Origin of the sequence: Nocardia arthritidis NBRC 100137, assembly GCF_001612765.1 — a bacterium.
In the GTDB taxonomy this organism is placed as follows: domain Bacteria; phylum Actinomycetota; class Actinomycetes; order Mycobacteriales; family Mycobacteriaceae; genus Nocardia; species Nocardia arthritidis.
On sequence record NZ_BDBB01000024.1, the window covers coordinates 1 to 17,205 of the forward strand.

Here is a 17,205-nt window from a genome sequence, read left to right on the forward strand (position 1 = left end):
GAACGACAGCGACATGGAGCCGGAGAAGTCCTCGATCGGCGAGAGCTCTTCGAGCACCTCCTCGAGGCCACCGACTAGGCCGACGTCGCCGCGAGCGGCCGCGCGTTCGCGCCAATCCGGCGAACCGATCAACCAGGCGAACGATTCCGTTTGTAGATCGAGAAGTCCGGGCACCTCCAAGGGTTCACGGATCTTCGCGAAAGACACCCGCAACGGGGCTCCGGGGATTCCGGCAACTGCCTTGGTCTGGGTGGAGACTGCCAAGATGCGTCCTTCCAGCACCTCACGCGCGTCGCGTGGTGGTCCGCGACCGTCGCTTGTCTGCTACGAATTCCGCTGGTTACTACCCGAACGAAACTCGAAACAGGCACCAACGGAAGTAACACCGGAAGGGTGAACTCACGAGTGCGATTCGAGGTATGGACAGGAGGCAGCCAGCGCAACGTCCAAACCTACACCCAAGTACACGGGGGTGTCAAAGTACCACCCGTGTGATCGTCCGCATGGCTGGCGCGCCGGGCCGAATTCGCTGGCTGCGTCGTGAGCCGCGGTGCGCTGGAAGCCACTGTGACAGCTGCCGCTGTTGTGAATAGCGTGACGGTTCGGGCGAAACTCGTCAAGTGGCAGGCCCGGTCCGAGCGCCGTCGAGATCGCCTGCCGCGCTGCGTCATCCCGGCCGCTGCGGCAGCCGTTACTGGTCCACGATGTCGCTGGCCAGCCAGCGTCCGTCCACCTTCTGCATGTGCAGGACCACGGGTCCGGCGACGCTCTGCTGCGCCACGCCGTCCTTGGTGGCGCTCACCACCAAGTTGACGATCAGCTCCGCGCGATCATCAGTGAGCAACGTCACAGCAATCGGGTCGGCTTTCGCGTCGGCACTGGTCTGTGCCTGTTTGACGGCTGAAATCGTGGTGGCGGCGTACTTGTCCAGATCGGCGAGCATCTTTCCGGTGAGCACCTGCTTCGCGGTGTCCCGGTAGCCGTCGATGTTCTTCACGTCATAGGCGTAGACGGTCCGCAGGGCGTTGTCGGCGGCCGCCCGCACCTCCTGGGTGGCCTCGTTGTCCACATACGCCTGATTCGACGTGTTCACCCCGGGCTGTTGCGCGGCGAGCCACGCGAAACCGCCCAGTAGGACCGCGGCGATCAGCATGGCCGCGATGACGCCCCAGCGCGCACGCCCGGCAGGCCGCCGCTGCGGACGGCCTTTCCCGCGCGACGCGAGCTCGCGCCACCACGAGGAACCGCGCGCGGCCACAGGCCGCTGTTCGGCGCGGAGGGTGTCCTGTTCCGCGGTGGCGCGGGAAACGCCCGCCACGCGCGGTTTGCGGGCCGCTGCGGGCCGCGCGGACACGGCGCGCGCCGTTTCGGTGGTGGGCCTGCGCTTGGAGGTGACCCGGTTGACCGGTCGGCGAGACGTCATGGGTGTACTCCTACGATCCCGGCTTCGGCGCGGCGGGCGGCTGATCGCCCGCCGGTGCGGACGTCTGCGCGGCGGGACCGCCGCTCAGCAACACCGGCTGGCTGAGCGAGGAGATCTGCTCGGCCTTCCAGACGTCGCCGTCCTTGGCCACGTCGACGGTCCAGGTGTAGCGGTAGTCGGCGGCGGGCTTGTCCTTGCCGTTCTCGGTGACCTGCAGCACGACCAGCGCCGATGCCTTGTCCTCCTCGCTGTTGAGCGAGGTGAGCGCGGCGCCGAGCACCTTCGAATTCATCGCGACCCCGCTCTGCTGGGCCAGCTTCTCCGCCTGGTCCTTGTTCTTCGTGGCCGAGTCCAGCAGCGCGCCGGTCATCGACGACCTGGCCAGCGCCAGCGAGCCGGGCACGTCGTCCAGGTTCATCGAGGTCATGTTGAGCGCGGCTTGGCGTGCGGCGTCCAGCGCGGTGTCGCGGGCGTCCGCGCGCGGGCCGTCGGTGAGCGCGGCCCGCACCCAGCCCGCGCCGAACCACGCGGCGCCGGCCAACGCGATCACGAGCACCACGGCGGAGCAGACCATGGCCACCCGGCCGAGCGTGGACGCGCCGACCGGATGCTCGGACGCGCCGCCGGTCTGTTCGGCAGACTTCCGATCGCTCGTATCCGGCTTCGCGGAGGGGGCGGACGTGTCCACCGCTGTCGTCGCGGTGTCCGGCGTGTCCTGCGACGTCGAATCGGACCGCTTGGTCGGATCGGCGGTCACGACATCGCCTCGCCGTCGATCGGCTCGGTCGCGCTCCAGGGCCGGGTGGCCCTGGTTCGCTCGCTGCAGTTACTCACGCGAGACACCCTAACGTCATTGCTCCTGGTCACCGCTTCGGCGTGACCCCCAGCAGGGTCGACAGTTGTACGGCGGCCGGAGTCAGGTTCAGCTTTTCCGGATCAGTTTTGGGGTTGGAATCCCAGGGCTGGACGATGGCCGGATCGGCGTATTCGGCTCGCGCGCCACCCCGGACGGCGGTCGGATTACCGAACGGCACAAGACATTTGGCGTCTTTGTTGAAGGGGAACTCGTCGCGCGTGTCGTCGAAGTCCGGGTTCTGCGCCTTCATCTGTTCGAGAATCCGATACGTGCCCTCGTAGCCCACGGTACAGGTGGGTGGGTTGTTGACCTCGAGCACCAGGCCGAAGTGGCTGGTCCCGTCGCCGGGCGCGGTGGATGAGCCGCCGATCGACAGCTGCGGAAGCATCTGCAGCAACGGCTTGATCGCGTAGAACTTCGGCGAGATCGCCTGCAGCAGCAGCCGCAGGTTGGCCAGGTCCTGGGTGAGCGAGCCCCCGCTCTCGTCGATCAGCGCGCCGAGCTGCTCACCCGCGTCGGTTCCGGTGCCGATGAGCCTGCGTACGTCGGGGTCGCTGGAGCGCAACTGGGCGGTGAGCTTGTCCAGGCCGTCGCTGAACTCGCGGATCTGCGAGGACTGCTCGGCCTGCGTGCCGAGGGCGATGCGGCCGTCGCGGACCAGCTGAATGGTCTGCGGCAGCGTCGCGTGGAAGGTCTCGGTGAATTTGTTCAGCGAGTCGATCAGCACCTGCAGGTCATCGCCCTTGCCGTCGAACGCTTTACCCAGTTCGCGGACCGTCGTGTTGAGCGCGTTCAGGTCCACCGAGTGCGCGAAGGTGTCCACGCTGGACACCAGCTCCTCGACCGGCACCGGCAGGGTCGCCGAGGTGATCACGGAGTTGTCGCGCAGGTACGGGCCCGCGTCCGAGTCGGGCTGCAGGTCGACGTACTGCTCACCGATCGCCGACCGGTTGGCCACCACGGCTTTCGCCGACGCCGGGATCTTCGGCGAACTCGTGTCGATGACGAGATTCATCACGACGCCCTCGCCGGTGAGTTCCAGCTCACCGACCCGGCCCACCGGGACGCCGCGATAGGTCACCTCGGCGCCCTTGTAGATGCCGCCGGTCTGCGCCGCCCGCAGCTTCACCGTGTACTCGTTGAGCCCGAACATGTGGTCGAGCCGAATGTACCGGCCGCCGACGTACACGACGCCGAGCACGGCGATCACCACGAACGCGATGAGCTGCCACCGCACCAGACGGGTCATCGCGGACCACTCCCTACGCCGAGTTGCTCGAGGATCGCCCCGACCGGACCGGGCACGCCGGGTGCTGGCGGCTGCGCCATCAGCGGCGGCAGCGGCAGGATCGACACAGTGGGCCAGCCCGGACGTGGGCCGTTGCCGTTGTAATACGGATTGGTCGGGTTCACCGGCACGGGCGGACCGACCGGCGGGATGTACACCGGATCGGGTTTGCCCACACCGAGATTGCTGAGCGTGACGCCGATCTGCTGATCCACCGACAACCACGTGTTCACGCTGCCGCCGAAGGTGCTCTCCAGCGCCGAGTCGGGGAACGGATAGGTCGGGATCAGCGGCACCGCCGCGACCAGATCCGGCGCGGCACGCCCCAGCTCCTGCAATGTCGGCCGCAGCGAGGTGAGGTCTCGGATCAGGTCGTCCTTCGAGGTGTTGAGCACATCGAAGCCCGCCTGACCGAGCCGGTCCAGCTGGGCCAACAGGGCGACCAGTTGCGGGCGCTGCTCCTCCAGGATCTTGATGCCCTGGGGCAGCTGGTCGAGGATCTTGCCGATCTGATCGGTCTGCCTGCTCACCCGGCTGCTGAGCACGTCGAGGCCGTCGAGCGCGCGAGTGATGTCGTCCACCTGCTGGTTCAGGCCGCCGATCAGCGTGTTCGCCTGCTCGATCAGCGAGCGCACCCGATCTTCCCGTCCGCCCAGGGTCTTGTTCAGTTCGGTGACGATCGGCTGCAACTGCGCGACGCCGCCGCCGTTGAGCAGCAGCGACAGCGCGCCGAGCACCTGTTCGACCTCAGTGGCGTGCCGGGTGCGGTCGACCGGGATCACCGAGCCGTCGGCCAGCCTGCCGGGTTCCGGATCGGCCGAGGGCCGGGACAGCTCGATGAACTTCTCGCCGAGCAGGTTCGACTGCCGGACCTCGGCGTGCGCGTTCGCGGGCAGGCTCACCGACGAGTTGACCAAGGTGCGCACGGTGGCGGTCCACTGATCCTTGCCGATGCTGATCTTCTCGACCCGGCCCACCGGCACGCCCTCGACCTTGACCGCCGACTGCGGGACCAGATCGAGGACGTCGTCGAACTGGATGTCGATGTGCATCGGGTGCTCGCCCACGTCGGCACCACCGGGCAGCGGCACGCTGTAGATGCCGTCGGAGGCACACGAGGTGACCAGCGTCGCGGACAGGCCGAGCGCCAGCGCCGCGCCGAGACCGCGTGCGACGGAACGGATTCGAATGCTCATCGCTCCCCTCCCTGCGACGGCGGAAGCCGGTCCGACGGCGTGCCGGGCACGGTGCCCGGCACCGGGTCACGCTGCTGGTTCTCGCCGCTGAGGATGCCGAACGGCAGGTTCAGCGTCGGAGTCTGCACCCCGGCGGTGATCTGGTCGGTGATCTCCTTGCAGTGGTCCAGGATCGGCCGCATCTGCTTGCCGAGCGCCTCGAACTTGGGATCGCCGGGCATCAGTTTGGACAGGTCCAGCATCTTGCACACCGCGCCGAACGGGTCCTGGGTCTCAGGGAAGTTCGCGCGCATGTCGAGGGTGCCCGATTCGGCATTGTGCACGTTGATCAGGTTGCTCAACGCCACCGGCAGGACCGGCAGCAGGGCCGCCACGTCGTCGCGCTGATCGGACAGCGTCTTGGTGAGCTGGATCAGCCCTTCGGCATTGCTCGCGATCAAGCCCCGGTTGTCGTCGATGAAGCGCGCGACGTCGCCCAGTGCGATCGACAGCAGATTCAGTGCCGCGCCGAGATCCTGCCGCTCGTCGGCGAGGAACGTCGACAGGTCGGCCAGCTGCGTGTTGAATTGCCGCACCTGCTGGTCGTTCTGCGCCAGCATGGTGATGAAGGCCTGCAGGTTTTTGACCGTGTCGAAGATGTCGCCACGCGCGTCCGACAGATAGCGGGCCGCCCGGGACAACTGGGTGAGGCTGTTGGCCAGCGCCTCGCCGTTGCCCGCCAGGTTCGCCGCGCCGGTGCGCACCAGGTCGTTCACCGCCCCGTCGGCGTTGGCGCCGTTGGGGCCCAGCGCCTCGGAGAGTTCGGTGATGCTCTTGTACAGCTGATCCACCTCGACGGGCGTGGCCGTGCGCTCGCGCGGAATGGTCGCGTCGCGCGCCATTTTCGGGCCACCGGTGTAGGCGGGGGTGAGCTGGATGTAGCGGTCCGACACGATGGAGGGCGTGATCTGCGCGGCCCGCGCGCCCGCGGGCACGTCGAACTTGCGGTCCACGCTCATCACGATCTTGACCTGATCGCCCTGCGGCTCCACCGAATCCACCGAACCGACCGGCACGCCGAGAATACGGACGTCCGAGCCCTCGTAGATGCCGACCGAGCGATCGAAGTAAGCGGTGATCTTGGTGGTGGTCAGCCGGTTGAACAGCCACCACAGCACCACCGCGACCAGCACGGCGAGGACGAGGATCAGCGCGATGCCCACCTTGGCGCCGCGGCTGGAACCGCGCACCGCACCGACCGGATCGCTACGCCAGTTGTCCGCCACGTCAGTTACCTCCCAGAGTGCGGATCGGCTGACGGTAGCCGGGGATGTCGGGCAGGGCGGGCGGCAGCACGTTGACGATCACCGCGTCGAACCAGCGTCCGGTGCCGAGCACGTTGGCATAGAGGCTGTAGAACGGCGCCGCGAGCTCCAACGTCTTGGAGACGTTCTGCTGGTTGGAGTTGAGCAGATCTATCGCGGCGCGCAAATTCTTCAGCGCCGGGCCGATCTGCTCCTCGTTGTCGTGCACGAGGGCGCTCAGTTCGGTCGACACCGTCTGCGCGCCGACCAGCAACTGCTTGATCGACTGCTGCCGGATGTTCAGCTCGGCCAGCAGCTGACCGCCGTTGGCCAGCAGCCGCTCGAATTCGGCGTTGCGATCGGCGAGGATCTGGGTGGTCTGCCTGGTCGCGGCGAAAAGCTTCTTCAGCTCCTGATCGCGTTTGGCCAGCGTCTCCGACAGCCGGGCGACACCGTCGATGGACCCGCGGATCTCCGGCGGCGTCGTCTCGAACGCCTCCGACAGCACTTGCATGCTCTTGGCCAGCTGCGCGGTGTCGATCTGGTCGATGGTGCGCGCTGCGTCGGTGAAGGCGTCCACCACGTCGTACGGGGAGACAGTGCGCGAGAGCGGGATCCGCGAACTCGGCGTAGCCGGCTTCGAGCCCCTCGGGTCGAGCGCGAGGTACTTCTGCCCGAGTAGCGTCTTGATCTGGATGGACGCGGTGGTCTCGTTGCCGATCCAGGTGTCCTTGGTTCGGAAGTCCACGAGCACGCGGTCCCCGTCGAGCCGGACATCGGACACCGAGCCCACCTTGACGCCCGCCACCCGGACTTCGTTGCCCTTCTTCAGGCCCGCCGCCTCGCTGAATTCCGCGGTGTACTTCGTCCCCGCCCCGATGATCGGCAACCGATCCAGGAAGAAGGCCGACACCGTCACCAACAGCACGACGGCGATGCCGAGCGCGCCCAGGAACGCCGGGCTGCGCTTGCCGAGCAGAATGCGGTCGTCCATCAGCGAGCCTTCCCATGGCAGCGCGGCGCGGCGTTGGTGTACAGCGGCTGATTGATCGTCGGCATGCCTGCGGGCAGGTTGAGCTGCGGCGCGTCGACGGCGCCCGGTCCGACGACGATGTCGATGCCGCACAGATAGAACTGGAACCAGGAGCCGTAGCTGGCGGCGCGGCCGAGCTTCTCCATCTTCAGCGGCAGGTTGTACAGCGCTTCGTTCACCTCGTCCTGGCGCTCGTCGAGCGTGCCGGTCAATTGGCTCAGGCCCGCGATCGACCCTTGCAGCGTCGGGCGCACCGGGACGAGCAGGTCCGACGTCGCCGAGGTCAGGTCGGCGAGCGAGGTCACCGAGCGCCCGATCGTGTCGCGCTCGGCGTTCAGGCCGCTGATCAGCGCCTCGGTGTTCACGATCAACTGGTCGAACTGGTCGTCGCGCTGGTTGACGGTGTCCAGCACGGCGGTCAGATTGCGGGTCAGCTCACCGATCACCGCGTCCTTGTCTGCGATCTTGTTGGTCAGGTTCGCCGTGGTCGCGACCAGATCGCGGATGGTGCCCTGCTCGCCCTGGAAGACCTGGATGATCTCGAACGACAGCTTGTTGACATCGTCGGCGGTCAGTGTGCGGAACAGCGGCCGGAAGCCGTTGAACAGCGTGGTCAGGTTCAGCGCGGGCCTGGTGTTCTCGAGCGGGATGGTACCGCCCTCGTTCAGCTTGCGGCCCTGCTCGCCGGTTCCCTGCTCCAGCGCGATGTAGCGCTGGCCGACCAGGTTGCGGTACTTGATCGTGGCGGTGGTCGAGGCGGGCAGCCAATCCCGGTCGGTGAGCTCGAACTTCACCTCGGCCAGGCGCTTGTCCACGATCGAGACGTCGGTGACCTTGCCGACCCGGACACCCGCGATGCGGACCTCGTCGCCGGGATTGAGCGCGGTGACGTCGGTGAACCGGGCCTTGAACCCGGTGCCGCCGCCGCTGTAATTGGCGATGGACAGCGCGAGCATGACCGTCACGAACAGGGTCACCACGACGAAGATGACCAACTTGGTCAGCGGGGCGCCCAGGCCGCGCAGATGCTGCTTCATCGCACGCTCACCTCGCTTCCGCGGAACGCGGGCGCGCCGGCCCGGGTCACCCAGCCGGGCACCTGATCCGGAGCGACGCCATTGGCCGCACCGTAGATCGCGCCGAGCGACTGCTGCTCCATGGGCGAACCTGCGATGGTCGGCATCTTGCTCGCCGGGTGGACGCCGAACTGCGGCGGTTCCAGATTTCCGATCTGCTGGTCACCGGGGTTGCGGCTAGGGACGGCGTAGGAGCCGTCGTTGTTCGGGCCGCCGGTGTACTGGCCGGGGTCGACGCCCAACGGCATCTCGGGGATGCACCACGGTCCCCTGGGGTCCAGCCAGCGCGGTTCGTCCTGGTTGGGCAGGTACTTGCCGCGGGTGTTGGTGAGTTCGATGGTCACCCGCGAGCCCGGCAGGTCGGTGCCTTTGCCGAAGATCCGGTCGATGCGCGGCTTGAGCTGCGCGAAGTTCGCCAGCGAACAGGCGTAGTTCGGCGAGTAGTAGGCCAGCTGCTCGAGCGCGGGGCGGGAATCGGCGGCCACGTCGATGATGTTGTCGCGGTTGGCGATCAGGAAATCGGTGGTGGTGGCCGCGGTCGGCGTCAGCGTCGCGTAGAGGACGTCGATGTCGGTGCGCCGCTGCACGATCGTGGCGTTGGTGGTGCGCAGGTTGTCCAGTGCCTGGATCAGCTGCGGGGCCGCGTCGGAATAGGTGGCCGCCACCTCCGCGAAGCTGCGCAGATCCGCCTGCAGGTCCGGCAGCACCACATTGACCTGGCGGAAGGCGTCGTCCAGCTTGTCCACGGTCTCGCCGAGCGCGGAGCCCTGACCGGCCAGCGCCTGCGACAGTGCGCCGAGGGTGGCCGCGAGATCCTGCGGCGGGATGGATTGCAGCAGCGGGAGCAGGTCATCGAGCAGTTTGCTCAGCTCGATGGCATTGCCGCTGACGTCTTGGCGCAGCGTCAGCCCGTCGGTCAGATGCTGGGGGCTCGGGTTCTCCGGGATCACCAGGTCCACATAGCGTTCGCCGAACAGCGTCTTGGGCAGCAGGCGCGCGGTCGCGTTGGCCGGGATCTGCTGCGCCTTGTCGGGGTTGATGGCCAGGTCCAAGGTCACCTCGCCGCCCTCGGAACTGCTCGAGCGCACCTCGCCGACGGTGATGCCGCGCACCTTCACGTCGGCGTTGCGGGTCAGCGCGTTGCCCACGCTGTCGGTGATCAGGTCGACGTGCACGGTCCGCACGAACTGCTTGTTGTAGATCGCGACGGTGGTCCACAGAAACAACGCGACCACGACGAAGAAGGCGATCCCCAGCACTCGGATGCGTAGCTTCGCGGTCGAGCGCCAGGCCTGCGTGCGGCTCATCCGGCCACCCGCACCGTGGTGGTGGTGCCCCAGATCGCGAGGCTGAGGAAGAAGTCGAGCACATTCACCAGGACGATCGCGGCGCGGACCGCGCGGCCGACCGCGACGCCGACGCCCGCGGGCCCGCCGGTGGCGTGGAACCCGTAGTAGCAGTGCACCATGATGATCACGAAGGCGAAGACCAGCACCTTGAGGAACGAATAGAGCACATCCTCGGGTGGCAGGAACAAACTGAAGTAGTGGTCGTAGGACCCGCTGGATTGGCCGTTGAACCAGATGCTGATCGCCCGCGACGCCAGGAACGTGCCGAGCAGCCCGACGATGTAGAGCGGTATCACCGCGAGGAATCCGGCGATCACCCGGCTGGTCACCAGGAACGGCACACCCGGCACCGCCATCACCTCGAGCGCGTCGATCTCCTCCGAGATCCGCATGGCCCCCAGCTGCGCGGTGAAACCACAACCGACCGTTGCGGACAGGGCGAGCGCGGCGACCAGTGGCGCGATCTCACGGGTATTGATGTAGGCGGTGAGGAAGCCGGTGAGCACCGAGCTGCCCAGCGCGTCGAGGGCCTTGAAGCCCTGCAGACCGACGACGACGCCGACGGAGCCGGACATGAACACGATGACGCCGATGGTGCCGCCGATCACCGCGAGCGCTCCGGTGCCGAAGGTGACCTCGGCCAGCAGCCGCATGACTTCCTTGCGGTAGTGCACCGCGGTCCGCGGGATCCACGCGACGGCCCGCGTGTAGAACGACATCTGCTCGCCCGCGCGATCGATGACGTTGAGCGGGATCCGAGCGATTTCACCCACCCGGCGCATGGACTTGGCGACCGGGGTTCGGTACGACGTGGCCATCGGTCAGGCGCCCTTGGCCGGAACGACCTGTAGGTACACCAGGGTCAGGATGAGATTCACGAAGAACAGCACCATGAACGTGATCACCACGGATTGGTTCACCGCGTCACCGACTCCTTTCGGGCCCCCCTTGGGATGCAGCCCCTTGTACGCGGCGATGACGCCGGCGAGCAGACCGAACACCGCCGCCTTGATCTCGCCGATCCACAGGTCCGGCAACTGGGCGAGCGCGGAGAACGACGCCAGGTAGGCGCCGGGGGTGCCGCCTTGCAGCAGCACGTTGAAGAAGTACCCGCCCGCGATGCCGACCACCGAGACCAGGCCGTTGAGCAGCAGCGCGACCAGCATCATGCCGAGCACGCGCGGCACCACCAGCTTGCGCACCGGATCGATGCCGAGCACTTCCATCGCGTCGATCTCCTCGCGGATGGTGCGCGAGCCGAGATCGGCGGCCACCGCCGACCCGGCCGCGCCCGCGATGATCAGGGCCGTCACGACGGGAGCCGCCTGCTGGACGGTTGCCAGCACACTGGTCGCGCCGGTGAACGATTCCGCGCCGAGCTGCTTGATCAGCGAACCGGTCTGCAGTGCCACGACCGCGCCGAACGGAATCGCGACCAGCGCGCTGGGCAGGATCGAGACACTCGCGATGAACCACGATTGCTCGATGAACTCCCGCCACTCGAAGGGGCGACGGAATGTCTTCCGCAAAACGTCGATGAGCAGCGCAAAGATATTGCCGGCCTGGGCAAACCCCGACTCCAGGGGAGTTCGCAATCGCGCCAGGGTCGAATTCACGATCGCAGATGTTACCCGTTAGTTGTGTTGTGTCGCACGGTGGTGTCGTACGAGCCGCCCTGATAATTAGCCAGGTCGCCGCCGTTGTACGCCATCACCTGCGTATCGTCGTTCTCCGCAAGTGATTCGCGGATCGCGACCTGGGCCGCATGCGGCAGCGTGTGCATGATTTCGCGCACACGTTCCTTGCGGCGAAGCACGCCCTGGCGCACCGGCATTCCCGGGGTGGCGCGCATCTGCGGGATGATGCCCTCGACCTCCTCGGCGCCGCCGTGGTGGTGCCCGGCGTCCACGAGCGCCTGCTCGCGCGCCATCTGCGCCTCGTCCTTCTCCTCCGACATACCGATCGGGCCGATCATGCGGCCGTTGAGGAACTGCTTGACCACCGGCTCGTCCGAGGTGAGCAGCACCTCGCGCGGGCCGAACATGACCAGCTGGCGGCGGAAGAGCATGCCGATGTTGTCCGGCACGGTGCGCGCCAGATTGATGTTGTGCGTGACGATCAGGATGGTGGCGTCGATCTGGGCGTTGATGTCGATCAGCAGCTGACTCAGATACGAGGTGCGCACCGGGTCCAGACCCGAGTCGGGCTCGTCGACGAGGATGATCTGCGGATCCAGTACCAGGGCGCGGGCCAGCCCGGCACGCTTGCGCATACCACCGGAGATCTCGCCGGGCAGCTTGCCCTCGGCCCCGAGCAGACCGGTGAGCTCCAGCTTCTCCATGACGATCTTCTTGATCTCGGATTCGCTCTTCTTGGTGTGCTCGCGCAGCGGGAAGGCCACGTTGTCGAACAGATTCATCGAGCCGAACAGCGCGCCGTCCTGGAACAGCACGCCGAAGAGCTTGCGGATCTCGTAGAGCTCTTTGTTGGAGCAGGTGGTGATATCGGTGCCGTCGATGTAGATCGAGCCGCGCTCGGGGCGCAGAAGTCCGATCAGCGACTTCAGGAACACCGACTTACCGGTACCCGATGGGCCCAGCAGCGCGCTGACCTCGCCCGAGGGCAACGTCAGAGACACGTCCTGCCAAATTCGCTGGGAACCGAAAGACTTGGTTACACTCTCGGTCCTGACCTCGACGCCCACGCCAACCTCCACAATTCTCAGCGAGCTGCCCACCGGCGAACCGCGCGCTCGGATATCGCGGTGCGTCACGTCACAGTGGGTTCGGTCACTGTAACTCATGGGACAGATCGGGCACACCCCAACCTGACTGCGTAGTAACTCCGCAATAGTTTCGGTATCGGCGATAGCGGCGAGATTGCCGGAAAAACGCGAACGGGCGATCCCCCGCGGGGGATCGCCCGTTCGGCGTGTCCGGTCGTGAACTACTTGACCGAGACCTTGGCGCCGGCCTCTTCCAGCTTCGCCTTGGCGGCCTCGGCGGCGTCCTTGGCGACCTTCTCCAGGATCGGCTTCGGGGCGCTCTCGACCAGGTCCTTGGCTTCCTTCAGGCCCAGGCCGGAGACGATCTCGCGGACCACCTTGATGACCTGGATCTTCTTGTCGCCGGCACCCTCGAGCACGACGTCGAACTCGTCCTGCTCCTCGACGGCCTCAGCCGGAGCGGCGGCACCGCCGACGGCGGCGACGGCGACCGGAGCAGCCGCGGTGACCTCGAACTTCTCCTCGAACTTCTTCACGAAGTCCGACAGCTCGAGCAGGGTCATGTTGCCGAAGGTCTCGAGCAGTTCGTCAACGTTGGCCATTGTTGTTTCCTTTCGGTAGTTGATGTCTGAGCGGGCGAGTCGTGCCGCACGGCATTACTCGGCGGCGGATCCGCCTTCTTCGGCCTGCTTCTTCTCCTGCAGCGCGGCGGCCAGGCGGGCCACCTGCGAAGCGGGAGCGTTGAACAGACCGGCGGCCTTTGCGAGGTTGCCCTTGAGCGCGCCCGCCAGCTTGGCCAGCAGCACCTCGCGGGTCTCCAGGTCGGCGATCCGCTCGACCTCGGACACGGACAGCGGCGCGCCGTCCATGTAGCCGCCCTTGATGATGAGCGCCTTGTTGTCCTTCGCGAAGGTCTTCAGGGCCTTGGCCGCGTTGACCGGCTCACCGGTGATGAAGGTGATCGCGGTCGGCCCGACGAACAGTTCGTCGAGACCTTCCACGCCCGCCTCGGCAGCGGCACGCTTGACCAGGGTGTTCTTGGCGACGGAGTACGTGGCGTCGGCGCCGAGCGCGCGCCGCAGCTCGGTGAGCTTGCCGACCGACAGGCCACGGTATTCCGTGACGACGGTGGCCGTCGAGCTCTTGAACTGCTCCGCGATCTCCTCGACCGCGGTGACCTTCTCGGGTTTTGCCATACTTCGCCTCCTCTCTGATTGGTCGGTTCGTATACGCGAACTACCGATCAGGGGCCGGCGACAAAACAAACGCCCCGAACGCAGAGCGTTCCGGGGCGCAACAGAAAACCGAGCCGGGACGTACCCGGATCAATTCCCAGCCTCGGCTCTCCCTGCGTGGGCCGCCGGCAATGTCGCCGGACCTTCGACCGAACCCATGCGGGATCGGCGACCAACGGTCTTCGGTAGAACGGATTGGGTAGCGATCGAACTCGTCGATAACTGATGTCCAATGTACCCGGACAGGTTCCCATCTGCCAAAACGGGCCCCGGCAGGACGTCTGACCGAAACCTGTCGGCCGTTGAATCGTTGTGCTACGACACGCCTTTTCGCCGCGCCCGTTCGATGGCAGCCGCTCCGCCCCCGCTGGTGACTTTTCTCACGGCGTCGCGTTCTGCGCGAACCGGGCGAGCCCACGCAGCGCGGCCACGGCGCCGGACCGGAATTCGGGGTCGGCGATCAGCCCGTCCGGGCCCACGCCCTCGCGCAGCACGGGCAGCCGCCAGCACACATCCGGATCGATCTCGGCCCCGACATAGCCGAGCACGCTGCGCAGCGTCGCGGTCGCGCCGTCACCACGCCCGGGGGCCGCCACGGTGATCCAGGCGACCGGCTTGCGATAGAGATCACCGGTCCCGACGGTCCAGTCCAGCAGATTCTTCAGGCTGCCCGGCAAGGTGCCCGCGTATTCGGGAGTGCAGAACAGCACAGCGTCGGCACGCGAAAGGTGTTCGCGCAGCGCGACGACCGATGAATGAGCGGTGCCATCGTCGTCCGGGTTGAAGGCGGGCAAGTCCGCGAGACCGTCATACCAGACGGTTTCGACGCCGTCCGGGGCGATGGCCGAGGCGGTCCGCAGTGCGGCGGAATTGGTGGAGGCGGCGCGAGTGCTGCCGGAGATCAGAAGAACGACGGTCACATCGAACCCAACCACCCCGCCGGGCGGATTAGTCCGCAAACGCGCGATGGCGGGAACGCATTACGCGTTCCCGCCATCGCGGTCGGCTCAGCCGCTGTTTACGCGTCCTCGTCGAGGAGGTTGCGGGTGCGGTTCGGGTCCACCGGGATGCCCGGTCCGGTGTTCGTCGAGACCGTCACCTTCTTGACGTAGCGGCCCTTGGCGGTCGACGGCTTGGCACGCAGGATCTCGTCCAGCGCGGCGCCGTAGTTCTCCACCAGCTTGGCATCGTCGAAGGACGCCTTACCGATGACGAAGTGCAGGTTGGCCTGCTTGTCGACGCGGAAGTTGATCTTGCCGCCCTTGATGTCGTTGACGGCCTTGGTCACATCGGTGGTGACCGTGCCCGTCTTCGGGTTCGGCATCAGGCCGCGCGGGCCGAGAACACGCGCGATCCGGCCGACCTTGGCCATCTGGTCCGGGGTGGCGATCGCGGCGTCGAAGTCCAGCCAGCCGCCCTGGATCCGCTCGATCAGGTCCTCGGCGCCGACGGCATCCGCGCCCGCGGCCTCGGCCTCGGCGGCCTTCTCGCCCGCGGCGAAGACGATGACACGGGCGGTCTTACCGGTGCCGTGCGGCAGGTTGACCGTGCCGCGGACCATCTGGTCGGCCTTACGGGGATCCACACCGAGACGCACGGCGACCTCGACGGTCGCGTCGGTCTTGGTGCTCGCGGTCTCCTTCGCCAGGCGCGCGGCGGCCAGCGGGGAGTAGAGCTGGGTGCGATCGACCTTCTCGGCCGCGGCGAGGTACGCCTTGCTTCGTTTTGCCATGATTCTCTGTCCTGTTCGATCCGCGGCGCTCCCGGGACTCTGCGTGGTCACGCAGGCTTCCGCCTGGCGAGCCCGTCGCTCGCGCCGCTGTGTTGGTAGTTCAGACGTGGTTATCGGGCCTGGCCGGCCCTCCCACCGGGGAGCGATTCCGCTCAGCCTTCGACGGTGATACCCATCGAACGCGCGGTACCCGCGATGATCTTGGCCGCCTGCTCGATGTCGTTGGCGTTCAGATCTTCCTGCTTGGTCTTGGCGATCTCGCGCACCTGGTCCATGGTCACCTTGGCGACCTTGTTGCGGTGCGGCTCCGCCGAGCCCTTCTGCACGCCTGCGGCCTTGAGCAGCAGCTTGGCGGCGGGCGGGGTCTTCAGCTTGAAGTCGAACGACCGGTCCTCGTACACCGAGATCTCGACCGGGATGACGTTGCCACGCTGCGACTCGGTCGCGGCGTTGTACGCCTTGCAGAACTCCATGATGTTGACGCCGTGCTGACCGAGCGCGGGGCCGACCGGAGGGGCCGGGTTCGCCTGGCCGGCCTGGATCTGAAGCTTGATGATCCCGGCGAGCTTCTTCTTCTTGGGGGGCATCTTTCTTTCCTAGGTGTTTGGTGTCCTTGCTCTTTGCAAGTCTGTGAATCAACCCGCCGCGCGGGCCGATTCATCCCGTCGTCGACGGAACGGATCTAGATCTTCGCGACCTGGGTGAACGCCAGCTCGACCGGGGTCTCGCGGCCGAAGATCGACACGAGCACCTTGAGCTTCTGCTGTTCGGCGTTGACCTCGGAGATGCTGGCGGGCAACGTCGCGAAGGGGCCGTCCATGACGGTCACCGACTCGCCGACCTCGAAGTCGACCTCGATGACCGGCTTCGGCGCGACCTCGCCACCCGCGGACTCGGCGGCCGCCGACGCGGCCGCGGCTGCGGGCTTCTTCTGCTGCTGGGCGGCAGGCACGAGGAACTTCACCACGTCGTCGATGGACAGCGGCGACGGACGGGAGGTGGCGCCGACGAAGCCGGTGACGCCGGGAGTGTTGCGCACCGCGCCCCACGACTCGTCGTTGAGCTCCATGCGGACCAGGATGTAACCGGGCAGCACCTTGCGGTTGACGTGCTTGCGCTGCCCGTTCTTGATCTCGGTGACCTCTTCGGTGGGCACCTCGACCTGGAAGATGTAGTCCTCCAGGTCCAGGTTCTGCACGCGGGTCTCGAGGTTGGCCTTCACCTTGTTCTCGTAGCCGGCGTAGGAGTGGATCACGTACCACTCGCCGGGGGCGCGCCGCAGCGCTGCCTTCATCTCGGCGACCGGATCGGCGGGCTCGGCATCGACGGGGGCGGCAGGGACGGACTCAGCGGGCTCAGCGGGCTCCGATTCCTCGACCGCGGGCTCGTCGGTCGCGAACTCCTCGACGGAGTCGGTGGGCTCGGCCACCGCGTCGTCGGCCGGGAACTTGTCGTGTGTGTCGTTCTCCGGGGTGCTCACTGGGGCACTCGCTTCCTGTGTCGTCACGTACATCCTCTGCGTGCCGGGGCCGGGCGCGCGGCGAAATCGCTTCCACCCGTGTCCGCCCCGGGATCGGCTACCGGCGTCGGCGTTGTTCAGCTAGCCGAACAGCCAGTTGACACCCTTGATGAACGCCAGATCCAACCCGCTGATGTACGCGACCATGAAAATCACGAACACCAGAACAACGCTCGTATAGGTGACCATCTGCTTCCGGTTGGGCCAGATCACCTTGCGCAGTTCCGCGATGACCTCACGCAGGAACTTGAGCAAACGCTTGAACGGATTGCCCGTCGTCTTGCGTTCGGCCCGGTCGGTCGTCTTGGCTGCCTTCCGCGACGGACGGTCGAGCGTGGCGACAGTGCCCGTGTCGACCTGCGAGGACGCAGTGCGGGTCCGCCGGGCGGAACGCTTTCCGCTCGGTCGTGTCGCTGCGGCGGTGTCGTCGCCGTGGTCGGCGGCATGTGCGCCGCGGCGAGTGTCCCGCTCGTCGCTCACGCCTTCTCCT

The 17,205-nt window shown here is 66.8% G+C and carries 19 protein-coding genes; all 19 read right to left on the reverse strand.

Annotation, left to right across the window (positions count from 1 at the left end):
• A partial coding sequence (locus tag NA8_RS18205) for a hypothetical protein (protein WP_174550098.1) occupies positions 1-282 on the reverse strand: 282 nt, incomplete at its 3' end.
• Positions 283-691: 409 nt separating this feature from the next.
• Positions 692-1,423: a hypothetical protein gene (locus tag NA8_RS18210; protein ID WP_063051590.1), complete on the reverse strand. Its 732-nt coding sequence runs from the start codon at positions 1,421-1,423 to the stop codon at positions 692-694.
• A 10-nt stretch (positions 1,424-1,433) separates the two neighbouring features.
• On the reverse strand, positions 1,434-2,180 hold the full coding sequence (locus NA8_RS18215) for a hypothetical protein (protein WP_174550099.1): 747 nt from the start codon (positions 2,178-2,180) through the stop codon (positions 1,434-1,436).
• Positions 2,181-2,286: 106 nt separating this feature from the next.
• Positions 2,287-3,528 (reverse strand): MCE family protein, encoded by a 1,242-nt coding sequence (locus NA8_RS18220; RefSeq protein WP_063051591.1) that lies wholly within the window; start codon positions 3,526-3,528, stop codon positions 2,287-2,289.
• Positions 3,525-4,763 (reverse strand): MCE family protein, encoded by a 1,239-nt coding sequence (locus NA8_RS18225; protein WP_063051592.1) that lies wholly within the window; start codon positions 4,761-4,763, stop codon positions 3,525-3,527. Before NA8_RS18225 ends, NA8_RS18220 begins: the two co-directional genes overlap by 4 nt.
• A complete protein-coding gene (locus NA8_RS18230; RefSeq protein WP_063051690.1) occupies positions 4,760-5,992 on the reverse strand; it encodes an MCE family protein in 1,233 nt (410 codons plus the stop codon). The genes NA8_RS18225 and NA8_RS18230 overlap by 4 nt, the downstream gene beginning before the upstream one ends.
• Before the next feature lie 37 nt (positions 5,993-6,029).
• Positions 6,030-7,040, reverse strand: coding sequence for an MCE family protein (locus NA8_RS18235; RefSeq protein ID WP_062968298.1), 1,011 nt, complete (start codon positions 7,038-7,040; stop codon positions 6,030-6,032).
• Positions 7,040-8,116 carry an MCE family protein gene (locus tag NA8_RS18240; RefSeq protein ID WP_174550100.1) on the reverse strand — a complete coding sequence of 359 codons (1,077 nt, stop codon included), beginning with the start codon at positions 8,114-8,116 and terminating at the stop codon, positions 7,040-7,042. The genes NA8_RS18235 and NA8_RS18240 overlap by 1 nt, the downstream gene beginning before the upstream one ends.
• Positions 8,113-9,462, reverse strand: a complete 1,350-nt coding sequence (locus NA8_RS18245; protein ID WP_063051593.1) for an MCE family protein — start codon at positions 9,460-9,462, stop codon at positions 8,113-8,115. The genes NA8_RS18240 and NA8_RS18245 overlap by 4 nt, the downstream gene beginning before the upstream one ends.
• Positions 9,459-10,322, reverse strand: coding sequence for an MlaE family ABC transporter permease (locus NA8_RS18250; protein WP_063051594.1), 864 nt, complete (start codon positions 10,320-10,322; stop codon positions 9,459-9,461). Before NA8_RS18250 ends, NA8_RS18245 begins: the two co-directional genes overlap by 4 nt.
• A 3-nt stretch (positions 10,323-10,325) precedes the next feature.
• Positions 10,326-11,120 carry an MlaE family ABC transporter permease gene (locus NA8_RS18255; protein WP_051175592.1) on the reverse strand — a complete coding sequence of 265 codons (795 nt, stop codon included), beginning with the start codon at positions 11,118-11,120 and terminating at the stop codon, positions 10,326-10,328.
• Positions 11,121-11,131: 11 nt separating this feature from the next.
• Positions 11,132-12,208: an ABC transporter ATP-binding protein gene (locus tag NA8_RS18260; RefSeq protein ID WP_157106766.1), complete on the reverse strand. Its 1,077-nt coding sequence runs from the start codon at positions 12,206-12,208 to the stop codon at positions 11,132-11,134.
• A gap of 242 nt (positions 12,209-12,450) precedes the next feature.
• Entirely contained in the window at positions 12,451-12,831 is a 381-nt protein-coding gene (rplL, locus tag NA8_RS18265) for a 50S ribosomal protein L7/L12 (RefSeq protein ID WP_039802004.1), read from the reverse strand.
• Between the two features lie 54 nt (positions 12,832-12,885).
• Positions 12,886-13,425 carry a 50S ribosomal protein L10 gene (gene rplJ / locus NA8_RS18270; protein ID WP_040870314.1) on the reverse strand — a complete coding sequence of 180 codons (540 nt, stop codon included), beginning with the start codon at positions 13,423-13,425 and terminating at the stop codon, positions 12,886-12,888.
• Between the two features lie 419 nt (positions 13,426-13,844).
• Complete coding sequence (locus NA8_RS18275) at positions 13,845-14,384, reverse strand: NADPH-dependent FMN reductase (RefSeq protein ID WP_063051595.1); 540 nt, start codon at positions 14,382-14,384, stop codon at positions 13,845-13,847.
• 98 nt (positions 14,385-14,482) lie between these two features.
• A complete protein-coding gene (rplA, locus tag NA8_RS18280; protein WP_040870317.1) occupies positions 14,483-15,196 on the reverse strand; it encodes a 50S ribosomal protein L1 in 714 nt (237 codons plus the stop codon).
• 152 nt (positions 15,197-15,348) lie between these two features.
• The gene (rplK, locus tag NA8_RS18285; protein WP_063051596.1) at positions 15,349-15,783 is read right to left on the reverse strand and encodes a 50S ribosomal protein L11; all 435 of its coding nucleotides are present in this window, start codon (positions 15,781-15,783) and stop codon (positions 15,349-15,351) included.
• Positions 15,784-15,878: 95 nt separating this feature from the next.
• A complete protein-coding gene (nusG, locus tag NA8_RS18290) occupies positions 15,879-16,676 on the reverse strand; it encodes a transcription termination/antitermination protein NusG (RefSeq protein ID WP_063051597.1) in 798 nt (265 codons plus the stop codon).
• Between the two features lie 120 nt (positions 16,677-16,796).
• Positions 16,797-17,195 carry a preprotein translocase subunit SecE gene (gene secE / locus NA8_RS18295; RefSeq protein ID WP_063051598.1) on the reverse strand — a complete coding sequence of 133 codons (399 nt, stop codon included), beginning with the start codon at positions 17,193-17,195 and terminating at the stop codon, positions 16,797-16,799.
• Positions 17,196-17,205 lie beyond the last annotated feature (10 nt).

Coding starts and splice junctions, on each gene's coding strand:
- NA8_RS18210 (WP_063051590.1), bottom strand. CDS start 1,423: ATGACGTCTCGCCGACCGGTCAACCGGGTCACCTCCAAGCGCAGGCCC.
- rplL (WP_039802004.1), bottom strand. CDS start 12,831: ATGGCCAACGTTGACGAACTGCTCGAGACCTTCGGCAACATGACCCTG.
- rplA (WP_040870317.1), bottom strand. CDS start 15,196: ATGGCAAAACGAAGCAAGGCGTACCTCGCCGCGGCCGAGAAGGTCGAT.
- NA8_RS18240 (WP_174550100.1), bottom strand. CDS start 8,116: ATGAAGCAGCATCTGCGCGGCCTGGGCGCCCCGCTGACCAAGTTGGTC.
- rplK (WP_063051596.1), bottom strand. CDS start 15,783: ATGCCCCCCAAGAAGAAGAAGCTCGCCGGGATCATCAAGCTTCAGATC.
- rplJ (WP_040870314.1), bottom strand. CDS start 13,425: ATGGCAAAACCCGAGAAGGTCACCGCGGTCGAGGAGATCGCGGAGCAG.
- NA8_RS18235 (WP_062968298.1), bottom strand. CDS start 7,040: ATGGACGACCGCATTCTGCTCGGCAAGCGCAGCCCGGCGTTCCTGGGC.
- NA8_RS18225 (WP_063051592.1), bottom strand. CDS start 4,763: ATGAGCATTCGAATCCGTTCCGTCGCACGCGGTCTCGGCGCGGCGCTG.
- NA8_RS18250 (WP_063051594.1), bottom strand. CDS start 10,322: ATGGCCACGTCGTACCGAACCCCGGTCGCCAAGTCCATGCGCCGGGTG.
- NA8_RS18245 (WP_063051593.1), bottom strand. CDS start 9,462: ATGAGCCGCACGCAGGCCTGGCGCTCGACCGCGAAGCTACGCATCCGA.
- NA8_RS18220 (WP_063051591.1), bottom strand. CDS start 3,528: ATGACCCGTCTGGTGCGGTGGCAGCTCATCGCGTTCGTGGTGATCGCC.